Consider the following 13,828-nt stretch of genomic DNA (forward strand, 5'->3'; position numbering starts at 1 on the left):
ACACCATCTTCGCCGGCACGTGTACGACGCGCCTCGCTGGGCATCCGGCCTGCAAATACCCGGCGAACAGGAGCACATCATGAAATCACCGCATCGTCTGCTGGTCGTTACCGCCGCCGCGGTCGGCCTCGGGCTCGGCGCGAGCGCGGTCGGGGCGGCTCAACCGGCCGCGCTGTCGCCGCAGGACAGTGATTTTCTCGTCGCCGTCCACCAGGGGAATTTGACCGAGATGCTGTCCGGCGCGGGTGCGGCCGCCATGGGCACCTGTCAGCAGGTGCGCGACCTCGGCCCGGTTCTGGTCACCGACCACGCGCGGCTGGAGGCGATGGGCGCCGCGGTCGCGATACCGAACGGCGTCGCCCTGCCGTTGACGCCGTCCGCCGACCAGTCGCAGCAGATGCGTGACACGGCGATGAAGACCGGCCGCGATTACGACCTGGCGTGGCTGCACATGCAGGAAGGGTTCCACGTCCAGACGCTGCAGGCGGGCGCCACGGAGACCGCGCAGGGCAGCAGCCCGCAGGTCACGGCGCTGGCACAGAACGCCGCACCCGTCGTGCAGCACCATCTGGACATGATTCGCGACGCGTTGGCGGTGTGCTGATGGGCGAAGTCCGGATGGGAGTTCCCGGGTCCGCCGAGCAGGTGTTCGCGGTGCTGGCCGACGGCTGGTCCTACGGCCACTGGGTGGTGGGATCCACTCATATGCGCGACGTGGACCAGGACTGGCCGCGGATCGGCTCCCGGATTCATCACAGCGTCGGCGCCTGGCCGCTGATGGCTCAGCAGGCCACCCGGGTGGTGGCCGTGGATCCGCCGCACAGCCTCGAACTGGAGGCGGAGTTGTGGCCGGTAGGGGTGGCGTGGATCCGGCTGGAGATGACGCCGATCGACGCCGACACCACCGAGGTGAGCATGAGCGAGGAGATGATCCGCGGCCCCGGCCGGCTCATCCCCGGCATGGTGCAGGCGATGGCCCTCAAACCCCGCAACAAACAATCGCTGGCGCGCCTGTGCGATCTGGTGGCCTCCCATTACGTCGACACCCGCAAGCTCGGCACGCGCCCGCCCGATCCCCGCCCACCCGACACCCGGGAGCCCGGAACCCTCGAGCCCGACCGGCCCGAGCGGTAATCACCGCCGTTCATCCCGGCCGCTGATCCTGATGGGTCGGGCGGCCGGGCGAAACCGCTTCCCGCACCCCTCCCCTACAGCGAACAACCGGCCGCGGTGGCCTCGGCCAGTTCGTCCACCACGTCCGCGACCGCTCCGCGCCGGCGCAAGGCGGCCGCCTGCCGGCGAGCCCCGTTGCCGCGCGCCGTCACCGCGGCGATCGTCTCGGTCACGAACTGCTCCTCCCCGAGTTCTCGCAAGGCCGGAGTCACGTGGTCGACGAGCCGGGCCAGCCGGATGCGGGCCGGTTCCACCCGGCCGTCGAGCGGATCGACTCCGTCGCCGTCGAGACCTTCGCGCGCGGACTTCCAGTAGGCGGCGCGCAGCGTAGCGGCCGGCACCGCGGGCGCCCGGCGGCCGCGGCGCACCTCCGCACGGCCGACCACGGCCGCGGCACGCACCAGGCTCGCCAGCAACGCCGACTCCTCGGCCGTCACGGGAACGTCGCTGATGCGGATCTCGAGCGTCGGAAAATGCATGGAGCGGCGGATATCCCAATAGACCATGCCGGTATCGAGGATGCTGCCGCAGGTCAGCATCATGTCGACGGCGGCGTCGTAGTCGGCGCAGGACTGGAAATACGGTGGCGGTCCGGCACTGGGCCACCGCCGCCACAACACGTTGCGCCAACTGGCGTAACCGGTGTCGGTTCCGCGATAGACCGCGGAATTGGCTGTGAGCGAAAGGAATACCGGCAACCACGGCCGCAGATGATTGCTGATCTGCACCGCCGTCTCCGGATCGTCCACCGAGACGTGGACATGGCAGCCGCACAGCCCCTGTTCGTGCGCGAGCATCCCGAAATGCTTCTCGATGCGGCGATAGCGCGGCGTGTCGGTGACCGGATAGGCGTCGGGCACGGTCGGTGGCACCCCGGTGGCGAGCGGCCGGGCGGAGTTGGCGGCCGCGGCGCGCACCACGGCGGCGCGCAACTGCCGCAACTCCCCCAGCAGATCCACCGCGCGCGTGTGCACGGAGCTGCTGGTCTCCACCTGACAGCTGGTCAGTTCCAGCTGCAGATCGATCCCGGCGTCGCACGCCGACCGCGCGACCTCACGGTTTTTCGGGACCGGCGCTCCGGAGACAGGGTCGACCAGCAGGAATTCCTCCTCGACCCCGAACGTCACATCGGCGGCATCCATCGGCTCACCCGCCCGGCACAGTCCATGGCTGGGTGATGCCCGGCGACCGGAACGGCAAACGCATTCCCCGGCGGATCGAGGTTTCACTCGCCGCGTGCGGGTAGCCGCCGCATGTGACCATCTCAGGACCGTCCGTTTACACCGAGACCGTCGGCGATGCCGAGGACGCCGCGCACCGGCGACGACTGCGCAGCCGTGCCGCCCAGGAAGGGCTGGACGAAACCGGCGCTACCCTGCGCCGGCACCGCTGATCCGCGAAGGGAGAGGACGAATGGACCGCGGAAACACCAAACACGGTGCGCGCGAAGACGACCAACTACGTCACGACCTACAGGCGACCCTGCGCGGCAACCGCTCCAGCCGCGCCGAACAGTGGCGGGATCCGGAACCACCCGCCGATGACGACACGCAGCCGACACCCCCGCGAACCACGACGCCGGAGGGCGCCGAACACGACCGGACCGGGGAGGTCGACTGATCGCATCCATCTCGCGAATCGGCGATTCCGCGCCGGTTACGGTCGAGCAGGCGGGGTATCTCTGCTGTACCGAGAACGATTCGACGTAGTGCCCTATTCGTCAACGGCGACGAATAGCCGCAATCCGGTCCCGCACAACGGAGTGCGCCGGTGCGAGGCCTACGACGAATCGTCTCTCCGGACGGGGCGATAGCTCCAGCACGACCGGCCAACTGCCGCGCGGCCGGCACCGGCTTTACGGACGTTGTCGGCCGATCTCTCCGATGATGTTGTGCCAGAAGATCTTTCGGGACGTCATCCCGCCCGACCCGGGTGGCGCGGCATGCGTCGGGCGATGCGTCGCATACGGTCGGCAGCCGCGCTCACGGCATCCGGCCGCCCCGCATTGCCCGCCGCGCGCGAGACCTACGATCCGCTCGCGGCCGGGCTGGTCATCGGGCTCAGGATTCACCGGGTCGTCGTAACCCGTGTAATCGACAGACATCTCGCGACCTCCCACCGGCCCGCGCCATTGCGATATCAGCGCGAGTACCCGCGCCGACGGCCGGGAAAACCGCGAATTCGACTGAGCTGGATATAGTTTCGGTCAAGGCGGAGCAGTATCGGCTACCGGATCGCTCAGGCCAGGGAGACGATCAGCGCGATCGCGACGGCGACGAACACCACCACGATCGCCGCGATGATGACGATGAGCAACGCCCCACTGGCCGGGAAATGATGACGGGTGCTCGGCTCCGGCGCCGAGAGACCCGAGGTCTGTGCGGTATCCGGCGGGGTGGAACCGGGGGCTACGCCACCACCGGGCTCCAGGTCCGGAGTCTTGGCCGGGTCCGGATCCATTGCAGACATGTTCGGGTCCTGTCCGGGGCGAACGCGCCCCTGATCGTCGTCGGCTCTCACTGCAGCCCTACCCCGCACCGGCCGGGGCAACCACGCCGATGCGGGAAAATCGCGCGAACCCGAGCCGTCGGCGGGCCGGCCGCGCGCAGGTATCTGTTCACCCTGTCCGGGTAGGCGGGAGGTATGACCGACACACCTCCCCTGGCCGTGGTGACCGGCGCGTCCAGCGGTATCGGGTTCGAGCTCGCCAGACAGTTCGCCGAACGCGGTTACGACGTGGTCATCGCCGCCGAGGACGCCGCCATCGACGTGGCCGCCGAATCGCTGCGCCGTTCCGGTGCGCGCGTGCGGCCGCTGCGCATCGACCTGCGGCGAGCAGAAGGTCGTCGCCGCCTCGCTGCCCACGAAAGTGATGGGCCTGGTCAGCCGCCTCGTTCCCGATGCGCTGAAAGCCGCAGCGGGACAAATCATCTCGGGGCGCTGATCGTGGGCCGTTACGCCGCCCTCGACCTTCCCCGCACGACCACCACGGCCGGTGCGGCACTGCTGCTCGGTCTGGACGGGGTGCATCTGTACATGCTGGTACGCGAGGATGCGCTGCCGACCTATCTGGGCGGCGGTTTCGCGATCCCGATCGGTGTCAGCCGCACGGCATCGGGGGCTTCCGGTCGCGCCCCCGGAGCCGAGCAACCGGCGACGGCCAGGACGGCCGCCGCCGGAACCGGATATCGGCGCAGTGCGCGCGTCAGGCGGCCTGGGCCTGCCACATCCAATGCAGTTGCTCCAACCGGGCGGCGATGTCGATGAGCAGATCCTGGGTGACCGGATCGGCCTTCTCCGAGGCATCGATCCGCTCGCGCAGCCGGCGCACCACCGCGGCCAGGGAGGCGACGATCGCCGCGACCACGTCACCGTCCTGTTGCCACCCCGAGGGGAACGATTCGGCGCTGGAACTCTCGGCGACCGTGCGGGCGCGCCCGTCCGGGCTCACGCCGATGGCGGTGGCCCGTTCGGCCGCCGCGTCGGTGAAGCCGCGTGCGGTCTCGACCAGTTCGTCCAACGCCAGATGGACGGTGCGGAACCGGGGGCCGATCACATTCCAGTGCGCCTGCTTGCCGATCAGGCTCAGATCGATCAGATCGACGACGGTGGCGCACAGCGCGTCACCGGCGATCCGTTGCTGTTCCGGCTCCAGCACCGTCGCGATCGGATCGGTGGTCGTGGAGGTCTTGGCCACGATGGTCTCCTTCCTCGCTGACAGTCATCACCTAGGCGACTGCTTGCGTGCACGACCTACCCGCTGCCGGCGGCTCCAAACGAGCGGCGCGGTTCAGCCGGCGGCCATCGCCATCGCCAGATACACCACCATCACCGCGAACAGGAACCAGCCCGCGCCCTGCCATACCGGCCACGGCCGCCCGCCCCGCCACTGCCGCACGGTGATGACGAACGCTCCGATGCCGCCCAGCAACAACACGATTCCGGGCACCAGACCGACGGCCAGCCGCGACGCGGTATCACAGGCTACGTGGTCGGCGTTCGCGCACCGCTCCCGCGAGGCCGCCCAGCCCAGGGCCACACCTGCGGCAATCGCCGCCACCACCAGCACACCGACCGCGTACCGCACGGCCCGCCGGAAGCTCGGCGGGTCACTCCAGCGGCGATCGACCTCGCGTGCCATCGTCACCTCCGGCCCGTTCCTCATGCGCTCGTCACCCTGGCACTACCCGGCGCCTCCGCGAATATTCGATCGGGGCCCGGGCACTCGTTTCGCCCGATCCCTCCCGGGTAGGCGGTCGCTGAGGACCGAAGGAGGCCGATGTGCACCGCGAACCCGATCCGCACCGCGACACCGATTCGCGCAGGTCAGCCGACCCTGCCCGCGCCACGCCGACCCCCGGCCGAGCCGCCCACCGGCTGACCGGACCGCGCGCTGCGGCGGCACTGGCCGATCGGGGCCTGGCACCGGTCGCCGCCGGAGTGATCGCCCGGCGTCGCGGCATGATGGCGGTGCTCGAACGCCCCGGCGCCGACGACCGCCCGGTCCGCAGGACGCACCGGTGGCGCCGCGAATTCGGCAGCGCGGCAGGAAGGTGACTGTCATGCGTGTGGTCGTGGTCGGAGCCACCGGAAACGTCGGTACCGCCGTCGTGTCCGCGCTGGCCCGGCGCCCGGAGATCGACGGGATCGTCGGACTGGCCCGGCGGCTGCCGCGACAGCCGGCCGAAGGGGTGCGGTGGGCGCGCGCCGATATGCGCTGCGACGATCTGCTCACCGAATTCCGCGGCGCCGATGTGGTGGTCCATCTCGCGTGGGTGTTCCAGCCGACGCATCGCCCGCTCGAGACCTGGCGGACGAACGTCCAGGGAACCGAACGGGTCTTGCGCGCGGTCGCGCGGGCCGGCGTCCCGTCGCTGGTGTACGCGTCGTCGGTCGGCGCGTATTCCCCTGTGCACCATGACGATCCGGTCGGCGAGGACTGGCCCACGGAAGGCTGGCCGCCGGCCGGGTACATGCGTGAGAAGGCCTACGTCGAGCGACTGCTCGATCTGTTCGAGAACGAACATCCGGACCGGCGGGTGGTGCGGATGCGCCCCGCTTTCACCTTCCAGGAGGCCTCCGCCAGCCAACAGCGCCGCCTGTTCGCGGGCCCGCTGGTCCCCGGCAGCGTGCTGCGTCCTCCCCTGGTCCCGGTGCTGCCCGTGCCGGCGGGTCTGCGGCTGCAGGCGGTGCACGCCGACGACATCGGCAGCGCCTACAGTCTCGCCGTCGTCGACCCGAGCGTGCACGGCGCGTTCAACCTGGCCGCCGACCCGGTGATCGATCGCGCGAAGCTCGGCGCATTGTTCGATGCGCCGACGGTTTCCGTACCGCCCGGGGCCGTGCGCGCCGCATTGGCCGTCGGCTGGCGCCTGCGCATGGTCCCCGCCCCGCCCGACCTGTTCGACGCGATGATGCGCCTGCCGATCATGGACACCACCCGCGCCAGACGCGATCTCGGCTGGACACCACGCATCGACGCCGTCTCCGCCCTGCGCGAGGTCCTCACCGGAATGAGTCACGGCTCCGGCGGCGCCACACCGCCGTTGGCATCCGACGCGGGCGGACGTCTGCGGGTACGGGAGTTCGCCTCCGGCGTCGGCGGCAGCGACCCGGTCGACCGCTGGGGCGCGGACCTGTGAGCGTCACCGGATGCCCCGGCCACACCCTGAACCACGCGTTTCGCCACCGCGTGGGTTCTGTGGGGGATTCGCACCACAGGTAGGAGGTGATCGACGATGTTCATGCAGATGATGGCGATGCTGCGCGACATGTGGAACATGATGTTCCCGATGATGCCCATGTAAGCCGGACGACGGGAGATCGAACCACGCCGGATCGTCGTCGGCGCCGTGCTACCCGGGAGCGTTGACCTCGTCCGGCGTCTTGTCCGGCCGCAATCCGCGCCAGGACGGGTGACGCAAGCGCCCGTCCCCGGTCCGCTCTGTGAACGACACCTCGCCCACCAGTTCGGGTTCCACCCAGATCGCGTCCTTCACCGGCGCCGCGACCGTGGGGGTCTGCCGTCGCAGCGGCCGCAGCTTGGCCTGGAGATCATCGAGCATGGCCTGGGTGAAGCCGGTGCCCACATTCCCGATGTAGACCAAATCCCCGGTCTCGTCGTGCACGCCCATGAGCAGTGAGCCGATGCGTCCCGCGCGCCGGCCCGTGCCGGGCCGCCACCCGACGATGACGATCTCCTGATCGTTGACGTTCTTGACCTTCGTCCACAGCGGGCTGCGCCGGCCGGGCAGGTACGGGCTGTCCAGCCGCTTGCACACGATGCCCTCGAGCCCCAGCCGCGCCGATTCCGCGAGGACGTCGGCGCCGGTGCCGGTGAGCCGCGGTGGGATATGCCAGTTCGGGCCGCGCAGGCCGAGTTGTTCCAGCAATCGGCGGCGTTGCTCGTAGGGCAGATCGATCAGCGGCCGGTCGCCGATGTGCAGCAGGTCGAAGATGAGGTAGGTGGCGGGGACCGAGCGGGTCAGTGCGTGGATCATGGCCGGATTGCGCTGGTGCATGCGCGGTTGCAGGGCGGTGAAGGAGGTACGCCCGTCCGCGGCGAAGGCGACGATTTCGCCGTCGACGACGATCGGCGGCGCCGCCGGGGCGAGGTCGGCGAGTTCCGGCCAGGCAGCGGTCACGTCGTTGCCGTTGCGCGAGATCAGCCGCAAGTCCCGATCGACGTAACCGATGGCGCGGATACCGTCGAATTTCACCTCGTACGCCCACGCCGCACTGTCGGCGGGCAGAGCGCCGGCCGTCGCCAGCATCGCCGCATACCGCGGCAATCCGCTCATGAGAACCCACCCTTCGATCAATGGCTATTTCTCGGTTACTACCCTGGAATCCTCCTCTTACAGCGCAGACGATGCCGACATTTCGATCACTACCCGATCTCGCAACCACCCGATTGACCGGTCGAACCGCAATTTCGTATGGTTGTGCGAGCGACGATTCGAGGAACCCGGTGCAAATCCGGGACGGTCGCGCCACTGTGAGCCTTCCGCTGGGCGGAAAGCGAGTCAGACACTCGGATCGCGTGGTAACCACCATCGAGCGGGGACGCGCAATCCCCGGAGGAGAGTCACATGGCGACGTCCTATGTTCCCCGGTCCGGCCTGGAGTCGATTCGACTCTCCATTCCCACGACGGCCCTGTGGCTGGGCGGCACCACCGTCCTGGCTCTGCTCGCCCTCTACTTCATCGGTATTGATCAGGGCGCGGTCTCGATCTTCGGCGACGATATGCACGTGCACGAATTCGTCCACGACGCGCGGCATTTCCTCGGCTATCCCTGCCACTGACCGCAGGATCGAGCCCCCACAATGGAAAAACGAATCATCGCTCGCGGCGTGCTTGTCGGCGCCATCGGCGGGCTGCTGGCCTTCGTATTCGCCCGGATTCTGGCCGAGCCGATCATCGATCGCGCCATCGCCTACGAGGGCGGGCGCGACGAGGCGCACGCGACAGTCGAGCGGGCCGCCGGTCACGCGATGGCAGGTATGGAAGAGGGCGAACTGTTCACCCGGTCGGTGCAGGCGAGTATCGGCGTCGGCTTCGGCATGATCGTGTTCGGTGCGGCGATGGGTGCGCTGTTCGCGGTCGTGTACTGCCTGTTCATGGGCCGCGTCGGCACGTTGAGCCCGCGCAATCTCGCGCTGTGCGTGGCGGGCGGCATGTTCGGCGTGCTGTACGCCGTGCCGTTCTTCAAGTATCCGGCCAATCCGCCCTCGATCGGTAATCCCGACACGATCGGGCAACGCACCGGCCTGTACCTGCTGATGGTGGTGATCGCCGCGGCCTGCGCGGTGGGCGCCGTGTGGCTGGGCCGCACACTGCAAGCGCGCCTGGGCAATTGGACGGCGACCATCGCCGCGGGCCTGGCCTTCGTCGTGGTGGTGACCGCGATCGCGGCGCTGCTGCCCTCACTCGGGCATCTGGCCGCCAACCGGGCCCTGGGCGACGCGGCCACCGAAACACCGCGGCCGCTCACCGATTCGAGCGGCCGGATCGTCTATCCGGGCTTCCCTGCCGACGATCTGTACTATTTCCGCTTCTATTCCCTTGCCGCACAGGTCATTCTGTGGTCGGTGATCGGTGTGGGTTTCGCGACGCTGGCGCCGCGGCTGTTCCAGCGCGCGGACGACTCCGCCGCGGCCGCGCCGGCAGCGGCGGTATGAGCGCGACCGTCACCCGGCTCACGCTGATCAGTCACGGCATGACCGCCGCGATGCGGTCGGCCCGCTTCCCGGTCGACGAACCGCTCGACGAACTGCCCCGCGGCGCCGCCTCCCCCGCGGCGCCGCGGGCCGACCGGGTCCTGGCCGCCCCGGAACTGCGGGCGACCGCGACCGCCACGCTGCTGACGCTGCGGGCCACCACCGAACCCGCCCTGCGCGACATCGACTGCGGCGACTGGGCGGGCAGGCCGATGAACACCCTCGACCCGGCCGACCTCATGTCCTGGATGACCGATCCCGCCTACCGCGGCCACGGCGGTGAAGCGATCACCGACCTGCTCGACCGGGTACGCGGCTGGCTCGACACCGTGGTCGCGGACCGACACCGCATCGTCGCGATCACCCATCCCGCCGTCGTCCGCGCGAGCGTTCTGCTGGCCCTCACCGCACCGCCGGAATCGTTCTGGCGCATCGACATTCCGCCGCTCAGCGCCACCACATTGCACAGCCGCGGCCCGGGCTGGACGGTGCGGCATACCGCGAATCCGCTGTGAGTTCGTGCGGCGCGGCCGTGTTCACCTCAGTGTGACGCCGGCTTCTTCTCCACCAGATCGGCGAGCACCGCCGCCTCGCTGATGTCGATCCGCTTGGTGGCCGACAGCAGAGTGAGCATGCCGCGCCCGGCGAGTTCGCGAAGGTGATCCAGGTCGGCGGCACGTTCGGGATCGCGCAGTTCCTCCCGGTAGCGGCGACCGAATTCATCGAATTTGGCGGGGTCGTGGCCGTACCAGGTGCGCAGTTCGGTGGAGGGCGCGATCGTTGCGCACCATTCGTCGAGGTGGGCGTTCTCCTTGCTCATCCCGCGCGGCCAGAGGCGATCGACCAGCACTCGCATCCCGTCGTCGGGATCGGGATCGTCGTAGATCCGCCGGACCTGGACCCGCGGTCGTGTACTCGCCATCGCGCTGCTCCCTTCGGTCGGCCGTCTCGCCCGGCACCCGCGACGCGGGATGGCCGGCCCCCTTCCCGCATTCGAGGGTAATCACGCGAGCGGCCGCTCTCGCCCGCTCGCCGAGAACGCGTTCGCGAACCCCTACCTACGTAGCCGTAGGTTACGGTAGCGTAGGTTGAATGAACGCCCCGATCTCGACCGCCGATCCCGTTGCCCTACCCCCCCCGGTCGAATTCGACAATCGCGACGCCGTCTACGAGTACTACCGCACCCACCGGGCACCCCGCACCCGCGCGCGCCTGTTCTACGCGATCACCGCCTATCGCAAACGCCCCGCCGTCCACTATGCGGAGGGCGCCCGCGCGGCGATCCGGCAGCTGATCCGCGACGACCGCCGCATGATCATCGCGATCAACCATGTGAGCGTGGAAGATCCGCGCACCGTCGCCGCCTTCGCCTGGCGCAGCGTGTTCCGGCCGCGGATCGGCCACATCCGGGTGCTGGCCAAGGACGAACTGTTCACCGAGCCGGGACAGCGGTCGCGCATCGACGTCATGGGCGCCATCCCGGTGTTCCGCGGCAAGGATCACGGCGCGCGCGCCGCCTACGCCGCCGGCCAGCAGCTGATGGACGTCTGCGTCGGGCGCATGGTCGATGGTGACGACCTCGCGCTGTTCCCCGAAGGTACCTGCAACGAGACCGATCCGACCCGGGTGCAGACCATCGGCACCGGAATCGGCCACATCGCCGCGCGTGCCCGGGATGCCGGGACGGCACCGGTTTTCATCTTCCTCGGCCTGACCTACGGCCCCGGTGGCCGCGCCACGTTCTACCTCGACGAGCCGCTGCCGGATTTCCCGGACCGACCGGCCCAGATCACCCGGGTCGTCGGCACCCGGATGCAGCGCGCCCTCGACGGAGCGATCGCGGCCGTCCGGTAGCGCGCGTCAACCGGCAGGCAGCGTGCGCACACCCGACCCGGCGGCCACCGCACCGACCACCGCGCGGAAGGATTCGACATCACGCGCCGGTGGCCGCATGCCCACGGCCTCCAGCGCATAGGCCTTGAAGGCTCGCGCCGCCCGGCTCGGCACGTACGCCGTCGGCGAGGCTTGCGCGAAAGATGTGTCGCCGCAGTCCGTTTCGCCCCAGAACCGGACGTCGGTGCGCGCGCTGCCGATATACCGGTGGGCCCATTCGCGCGCCGGTTCGCCCAGTGCGGACAGATTCCCGGCGACGGCGAAGGCGTGCGGTACGGGCACCTGCCGCCGGCAGCGCAGTACACAGCCCAGGTCGAGCACACCCAGCCCGAGGATCGTCAGTGGCCGGATATCGCCGGGTGAATCGACCGCGACGGTGACCTCCCAGCCGGAGACGGCGCGGTCGAACAGCCACCCGCCGGCGCGCGCGACGACCTCGACCGGGTTGTCCGCGATCACGACCAGCTGATATCGCAGCGAGCGCCGGCCGGATTCGGCGACGGCGCATTCGCGTGGAGATTCCGCCGCATGGGCGTTCGTTGGATACCGGTGCGACACAGCAGACATAGCACTTCCGTTCCGATCACAACCACCACTGCCTTCCCCGCCTCGGACGGCCCACATCGCCCGAGCAGAGACTAGTTTATTTTCCCCCAACGGGAGAAAATATTGGTCAAACTCGTACCCACCCACCGGGCGTGTTGCCCGGACCGGCCGACCGCATCCGTAGCCTGAGAGGGTGAGCGGCGGTAATACAACCGGGTCCGAGGCTGGAATCGTGCAGACATCGCGGCGCGGGCGCGGGCGGCCGCCCCGGCTGAGCCGGGACCGCATCGTCGCCGCCGCACGCGCGCTGCCGCCGGAAACACTCACCATGAAAGCGGTCGCCGACGCGCTGGGCGTGGATCGCAAATCGCTGAACTACTACGTCAGCGACCGCGACGGGTTACTGGAACTGGTCGCACTCGACGCCTTCGAAACCGAGATCCGCCGCCTCGCCCTGCCCGCCGACGGTGACTGGCGGCAGCTGCTGCACCTGTTCGCCGCCGCGGTCGCCGAAGCCCTCACCCAGGTCGGGGTACTGATTTCCCATGTGCGATTCCGGGGCCGAGGCGGACTGTCGACGCTGGCGGAGATCGAGCGGATCTTCCAATCGCTGGTCTCCGCCGGATTCGAGCCGATGGAGGCCGGACGCACCCTGCGGCTGCTCGCCGATATCGCGTACTCGGCGGCGCGCGAGTCCGCGGAGGCGACCCGGGGCCATGTGGACCTACAGGCCGAACACGTCGCGCGGACACTGAATTCGGAAGTGGGAGAAAAGTTTCCACTCCTGCGGCAGGTGGCGACCACACGCGAGAGCGCCGGACGGGTCGGCGAGCAGTTCGAATTCGACGTCGACCTCGTGATCGCCGGGCTGGAACGCAAGCTCGAAGCCCGCGGCCGGACCTGAGACCACCGGATTTCGATCCCGGTGACCGTAACGGTGGCCGGACCCGGCCGGCGGGTGGTTACCTACCGCACGTCCGACAGGCTGGAAGAGAGGTCGTGCGATGTCCGTCGACGAGGCAACCGGTACCGCGGTGCGAGTGGTCCGGCTGGGTAACCACATCGGCGCCCGGATCGAGGGAGTTCGCCTAGGCGGCTCGCTGGACACCGACACCGTCGCCGCGATCCGCACCGCCCTGCACCGGCACAAGGTGATCTTCTTCCGCGGCCAGGACCACCTCACCGAGGACGGGCAGTACGAATTCGCGCAACTGCTCGGCACGCCGACCACGCCGCATCCGACACTCACCTCCGCGGGGGTGAAAAGTCTGGCCATCGATTCCCAGCACGGCCGCTCCAACGTCTGGCACACCGACGTCACCTTCGTCGACCGCGTGCCGAAAACCTCGATTTTGCGCGCGGTGTCCCTGCCGTCCTACGGCGGATCAACCACCTGGGCCTCCACCGTGGCCGCCTACGACTCGCTGCCGCAACCGCTGCGTGTGCTGGCCGAGAATCTGCGCGCCCGCCACACCAACCGCTACGACTACGCCGCCGAGGCCGACGATCGGCCTGATGCCGGAACCCGTTCGTACCGAACCGAATTCGAGTCCCGCTACTTCGAGACCGAACATCCGGTGGTGCACGTCCATCCGGAAACCGGAGAACGCGCGCTGTTGCTGGGCTGCTTCGTCAAGGAGATCGTCGGCCTGTCCACCGCCGAATCACGGGCTCTGTTCCGGCTGCTCCAGGATCGGGTGACCCGGCTCGAGCACACCACCCGCTGGGATTGGGCACCCGGCGATGTGGCGATCTGGGACAACCACGCCACCCAGCACTACGCGATCGACGACTACGACGGCGCCGAACACCGCCGGCTCACCCGCATCACGCTGGCCGGTGACGTACCCGTCGGCGTCGACGGCCGTCCGAGCACGGCGATCTCCGGTGACGCCGCGGCCTACTCCCGCCCGCAGTCGCTGCCGCGGGCGGCATGAAGGCCACTGCCCAGCGCGGCATGAACCGCGCGGCGTGCGGAACCGGAGCCGTACTGT

20 protein-coding genes and 1 riboswitch are annotated in these 13,828 nt (G+C 69.3%); of the genes, 13 read left to right on the plus strand and 7 right to left on the minus strand.

All coding sequences use genetic code 11. From position 1 onward, the window contains the following. Positions 1 to 79 precede the first annotated feature (79 nt). Complete coding sequence (locus NMI01S_RS15695; RefSeq protein WP_157126194.1) at positions 80 to 604, plus strand: DUF4142 domain-containing protein; 525 nt, start codon at positions 80 to 82, stop codon at positions 602 to 604. Further along, positions 604 to 1,134 (plus strand): SRPBCC family protein, encoded by a 531-nt coding sequence (locus tag NMI01S_RS15700; RefSeq protein ID WP_084513037.1) that lies wholly within the window; start codon positions 604 to 606, stop codon positions 1,132 to 1,134. The genes NMI01S_RS15695 and NMI01S_RS15700 overlap by 1 nt, the downstream gene beginning before the upstream one ends. 74 nt (positions 1,135 to 1,208) lie before the next feature. Here the strand turns inward: NMI01S_RS15700 and NMI01S_RS15705 are convergent, their stop codons facing one another. Then, positions 1,209 to 2,315 (minus strand): glutamate--cysteine ligase, encoded by a 1,107-nt coding sequence (locus NMI01S_RS15705; RefSeq protein ID WP_062997898.1) that lies wholly within the window; start codon positions 2,313 to 2,315, stop codon positions 1,209 to 1,211. A 113-nt stretch (positions 2,316 to 2,428) separates the two neighbouring features. Between NMI01S_RS15705 and NMI01S_RS34855 the strand changes: the two genes are divergently transcribed. Both NMI01S_RS34855 and NMI01S_RS15710 read left to right on the plus strand, forming a co-directional pair. Then, the gene (locus NMI01S_RS34855) at positions 2,429 to 2,566 is read left to right on the plus strand and encodes a hypothetical protein (protein ID WP_157126195.1); all 138 of its coding nucleotides are present in this window, start codon (positions 2,429 to 2,431) and stop codon (positions 2,564 to 2,566) included. A 20-nt stretch (positions 2,567 to 2,586) separates the two neighbouring features. Next, complete coding sequence (locus NMI01S_RS15710) at positions 2,587 to 2,793, plus strand: hypothetical protein (RefSeq protein WP_062997900.1); 207 nt, start codon at positions 2,587 to 2,589, stop codon at positions 2,791 to 2,793. Positions 2,794 to 3,411: 618 nt separating this feature from the next. Here NMI01S_RS15710 and NMI01S_RS15715 read toward each other — a convergent pair. After that, on the minus strand, positions 3,412 to 3,642 hold the full coding sequence (locus NMI01S_RS15715) for a DUF6480 family protein (protein ID WP_062998647.1): 231 nt from the start codon (positions 3,640 to 3,642) through the stop codon (positions 3,412 to 3,414). Between the two features lie 174 nt (positions 3,643 to 3,816). On the opposite strand from NMI01S_RS15715, the gene NMI01S_RS15720 reads away from it, so the two are divergent. After that, positions 3,817 to 4,440 (plus strand): SDR family NAD(P)-dependent oxidoreductase, encoded by a 624-nt coding sequence (locus tag NMI01S_RS15720; protein ID WP_062997902.1) that lies wholly within the window; start codon positions 3,817 to 3,819, stop codon positions 4,438 to 4,440. On the opposite strand, the gene NMI01S_RS15725 is transcribed toward NMI01S_RS15720, so the two are convergent. Together NMI01S_RS15725 and NMI01S_RS15730 are read right to left on the minus strand one after the other, a co-directional pair. After that, positions 4,379 to 4,870: a Dps family protein gene (locus tag NMI01S_RS15725; RefSeq protein ID WP_062997904.1), complete on the minus strand. Its 492-nt coding sequence runs from the start codon at positions 4,868 to 4,870 to the stop codon at positions 4,379 to 4,381. The genes NMI01S_RS15720 and NMI01S_RS15725 overlap by 62 nt on opposite strands. A 93-nt stretch (positions 4,871 to 4,963) precedes the next feature. After that, entirely contained in the window at positions 4,964 to 5,338 is a 375-nt protein-coding gene (locus NMI01S_RS15730; RefSeq protein WP_084512999.1) for a hypothetical protein, read from the minus strand. Positions 5,339 to 5,454: 116 nt separating this feature from the next. Here NMI01S_RS15730 and NMI01S_RS15735 point away from each other — a divergent pair, with 116 nt between their 5' ends. Both NMI01S_RS15735 and NMI01S_RS15740 read left to right on the plus strand, forming a co-directional pair. Beyond that, entirely contained in the window at positions 5,455 to 5,730 is a 276-nt protein-coding gene (locus NMI01S_RS15735) for a hypothetical protein (protein ID WP_062997908.1), read from the plus strand. Between the two features lie 5 nt (positions 5,731 to 5,735). Then, positions 5,736 to 6,815, plus strand: a complete 1,080-nt coding sequence (locus NMI01S_RS15740; RefSeq protein WP_062997910.1) for an NAD-dependent epimerase/dehydratase family protein — start codon at positions 5,736 to 5,738, stop codon at positions 6,813 to 6,815. Between the two features lie 213 nt (positions 6,816 to 7,028). Here the strand turns inward: NMI01S_RS15740 and ligD are convergent, their stop codons facing one another. Further along, positions 7,029 to 7,973 carry a non-homologous end-joining DNA ligase gene (gene ligD / locus NMI01S_RS15745; RefSeq protein WP_062997912.1) on the minus strand — a complete coding sequence of 315 codons (945 nt, stop codon included), beginning with the start codon at positions 7,971 to 7,973 and terminating at the stop codon, positions 7,029 to 7,031. A gap of 113 nt (positions 7,974 to 8,086) precedes the next feature. Next, positions 8,087 to 8,229, plus strand: a riboswitch (cobalamin riboswitch). Between the two features lie 35 nt (positions 8,230 to 8,264). Here ligD and NMI01S_RS15750 point away from each other — a divergent pair. Genes NMI01S_RS15750 through NMI01S_RS15760 form a run of 3 tightly spaced genes read left to right on the plus strand, consistent with a single transcriptional unit; the run spans position 8,265 to position 9,910 of the window. After that, positions 8,265 to 8,480: a CbtB domain-containing protein gene (locus NMI01S_RS15750; RefSeq protein ID WP_062997914.1), complete on the plus strand. Its 216-nt coding sequence runs from the start codon at positions 8,265 to 8,267 to the stop codon at positions 8,478 to 8,480. Between the two features lie 21 nt (positions 8,481 to 8,501). Continuing rightward, positions 8,502 to 9,356, plus strand: coding sequence for a CbtA family protein (locus NMI01S_RS15755; protein ID WP_062997916.1), 855 nt, complete (start codon positions 8,502 to 8,504; stop codon positions 9,354 to 9,356). Beyond that, positions 9,353 to 9,910: a histidine phosphatase family protein gene (locus tag NMI01S_RS15760; protein ID WP_062997918.1), complete on the plus strand. Its 558-nt coding sequence runs from the start codon at positions 9,353 to 9,355 to the stop codon at positions 9,908 to 9,910. Before NMI01S_RS15755 ends, NMI01S_RS15760 begins: the two co-directional genes overlap by 4 nt. Before the next feature lie 26 nt (positions 9,911 to 9,936). Here the strand turns inward: NMI01S_RS15760 and NMI01S_RS15765 are convergent, their stop codons facing one another. After that, positions 9,937 to 10,317, minus strand: a complete 381-nt coding sequence (locus tag NMI01S_RS15765; RefSeq protein WP_062997920.1) for a DUF488 domain-containing protein — start codon at positions 10,315 to 10,317, stop codon at positions 9,937 to 9,939. A gap of 170 nt (positions 10,318 to 10,487) precedes the next feature. Here NMI01S_RS15765 and NMI01S_RS15770 point away from each other — a divergent pair, with 170 nt between their 5' ends. Continuing rightward, positions 10,488 to 11,249, plus strand: a complete 762-nt coding sequence (locus NMI01S_RS15770) for a 1-acyl-sn-glycerol-3-phosphate acyltransferase (protein WP_062997922.1) — start codon at positions 10,488 to 10,490, stop codon at positions 11,247 to 11,249. A 6-nt stretch (positions 11,250 to 11,255) separates the two neighbouring features. Here NMI01S_RS15770 and NMI01S_RS15775 read toward each other — a convergent pair whose 3' ends face one another. After that, a complete protein-coding gene (locus tag NMI01S_RS15775) occupies positions 11,256 to 11,855 on the minus strand; it encodes a hypothetical protein (RefSeq protein WP_157126196.1) in 600 nt (199 codons plus the stop codon). Between the two features lie 211 nt (positions 11,856 to 12,066). Here NMI01S_RS15775 and NMI01S_RS15780 point away from each other — a divergent pair, with 211 nt between their 5' ends. Together NMI01S_RS15780 and NMI01S_RS15785 are read left to right on the plus strand one after the other, a co-directional pair. Next, positions 12,067 to 12,738 carry a TetR/AcrR family transcriptional regulator gene (locus tag NMI01S_RS15780; protein ID WP_062997926.1) on the plus strand — a complete coding sequence of 224 codons (672 nt, stop codon included), beginning with the start codon at positions 12,067 to 12,069 and terminating at the stop codon, positions 12,736 to 12,738. Between the two features lie 100 nt (positions 12,739 to 12,838). Next, entirely contained in the window at positions 12,839 to 13,771 is a 933-nt protein-coding gene (locus NMI01S_RS15785; protein ID WP_062997928.1) for a TauD/TfdA dioxygenase family protein, read from the plus strand. The last annotated feature ends 57 nt before the right edge of the window (positions 13,772 to 13,828 follow it).

It is taken from the genome of Nocardia mikamii NBRC 108933, assembly GCF_001613505.1.
Classification (GTDB): domain Bacteria; phylum Actinomycetota; class Actinomycetes; order Mycobacteriales; family Mycobacteriaceae; genus Nocardia; species Nocardia mikamii.

Coding starts and splice junctions, on each gene's coding strand:
- NMI01S_RS15705 (WP_062997898.1), bottom strand. CDS start 2,315: ATGGATGCCGCCGATGTGACGTTCGGGGTCGAGGAGGAATTCCTGCTG.
- NMI01S_RS15700 (WP_084513037.1), top strand. CDS start 604: ATGGGCGAAGTCCGGATGGGAGTTCCCGGGTCCGCCGAGCAGGTGTTC.
- NMI01S_RS15750 (WP_062997914.1), top strand. CDS start 8,265: ATGGCGACGTCCTATGTTCCCCGGTCCGGCCTGGAGTCGATTCGACTC.
- NMI01S_RS15760 (WP_062997918.1), top strand. CDS start 9,353: ATGAGCGCGACCGTCACCCGGCTCACGCTGATCAGTCACGGCATGACC.
- NMI01S_RS15740 (WP_062997910.1), top strand. CDS start 5,736: ATGCGTGTGGTCGTGGTCGGAGCCACCGGAAACGTCGGTACCGCCGTC.
- NMI01S_RS15785 (WP_062997928.1), top strand. CDS start 12,839: ATGTCCGTCGACGAGGCAACCGGTACCGCGGTGCGAGTGGTCCGGCTG.
- NMI01S_RS15730 (WP_084512999.1), bottom strand. CDS start 5,338: ATGAGGAACGGGCCGGAGGTGACGATGGCACGCGAGGTCGATCGCCGC.
- NMI01S_RS15765 (WP_062997920.1), bottom strand. CDS start 10,317: ATGGCGAGTACACGACCGCGGGTCCAGGTCCGGCGGATCTACGACGAT.
- NMI01S_RS15715 (WP_062998647.1), bottom strand. CDS start 3,642: ATGTCTGCAATGGATCCGGACCCGGCCAAGACTCCGGACCTGGAGCCC.
- NMI01S_RS15775 (WP_157126196.1), bottom strand. CDS start 11,855: ATGTCTGCTGTGTCGCACCGGTATCCAACGAACGCCCATGCGGCGGAA.
- NMI01S_RS15695 (WP_157126194.1), top strand. CDS start 80: ATGAAATCACCGCATCGTCTGCTGGTCGTTACCGCCGCCGCGGTCGGC.
- NMI01S_RS15720 (WP_062997902.1), top strand. CDS start 3,817: ATGACCGACACACCTCCCCTGGCCGTGGTGACCGGCGCGTCCAGCGGT.
- NMI01S_RS15710 (WP_062997900.1), top strand. CDS start 2,587: ATGGACCGCGGAAACACCAAACACGGTGCGCGCGAAGACGACCAACTA.
- NMI01S_RS15770 (WP_062997922.1), top strand. CDS start 10,488: ATGAACGCCCCGATCTCGACCGCCGATCCCGTTGCCCTACCCCCCCCG.
- NMI01S_RS15755 (WP_062997916.1), top strand. CDS start 8,502: ATGGAAAAACGAATCATCGCTCGCGGCGTGCTTGTCGGCGCCATCGGC.
- ligD (WP_062997912.1), bottom strand. CDS start 7,973: ATGAGCGGATTGCCGCGGTATGCGGCGATGCTGGCGACGGCCGGCGCT.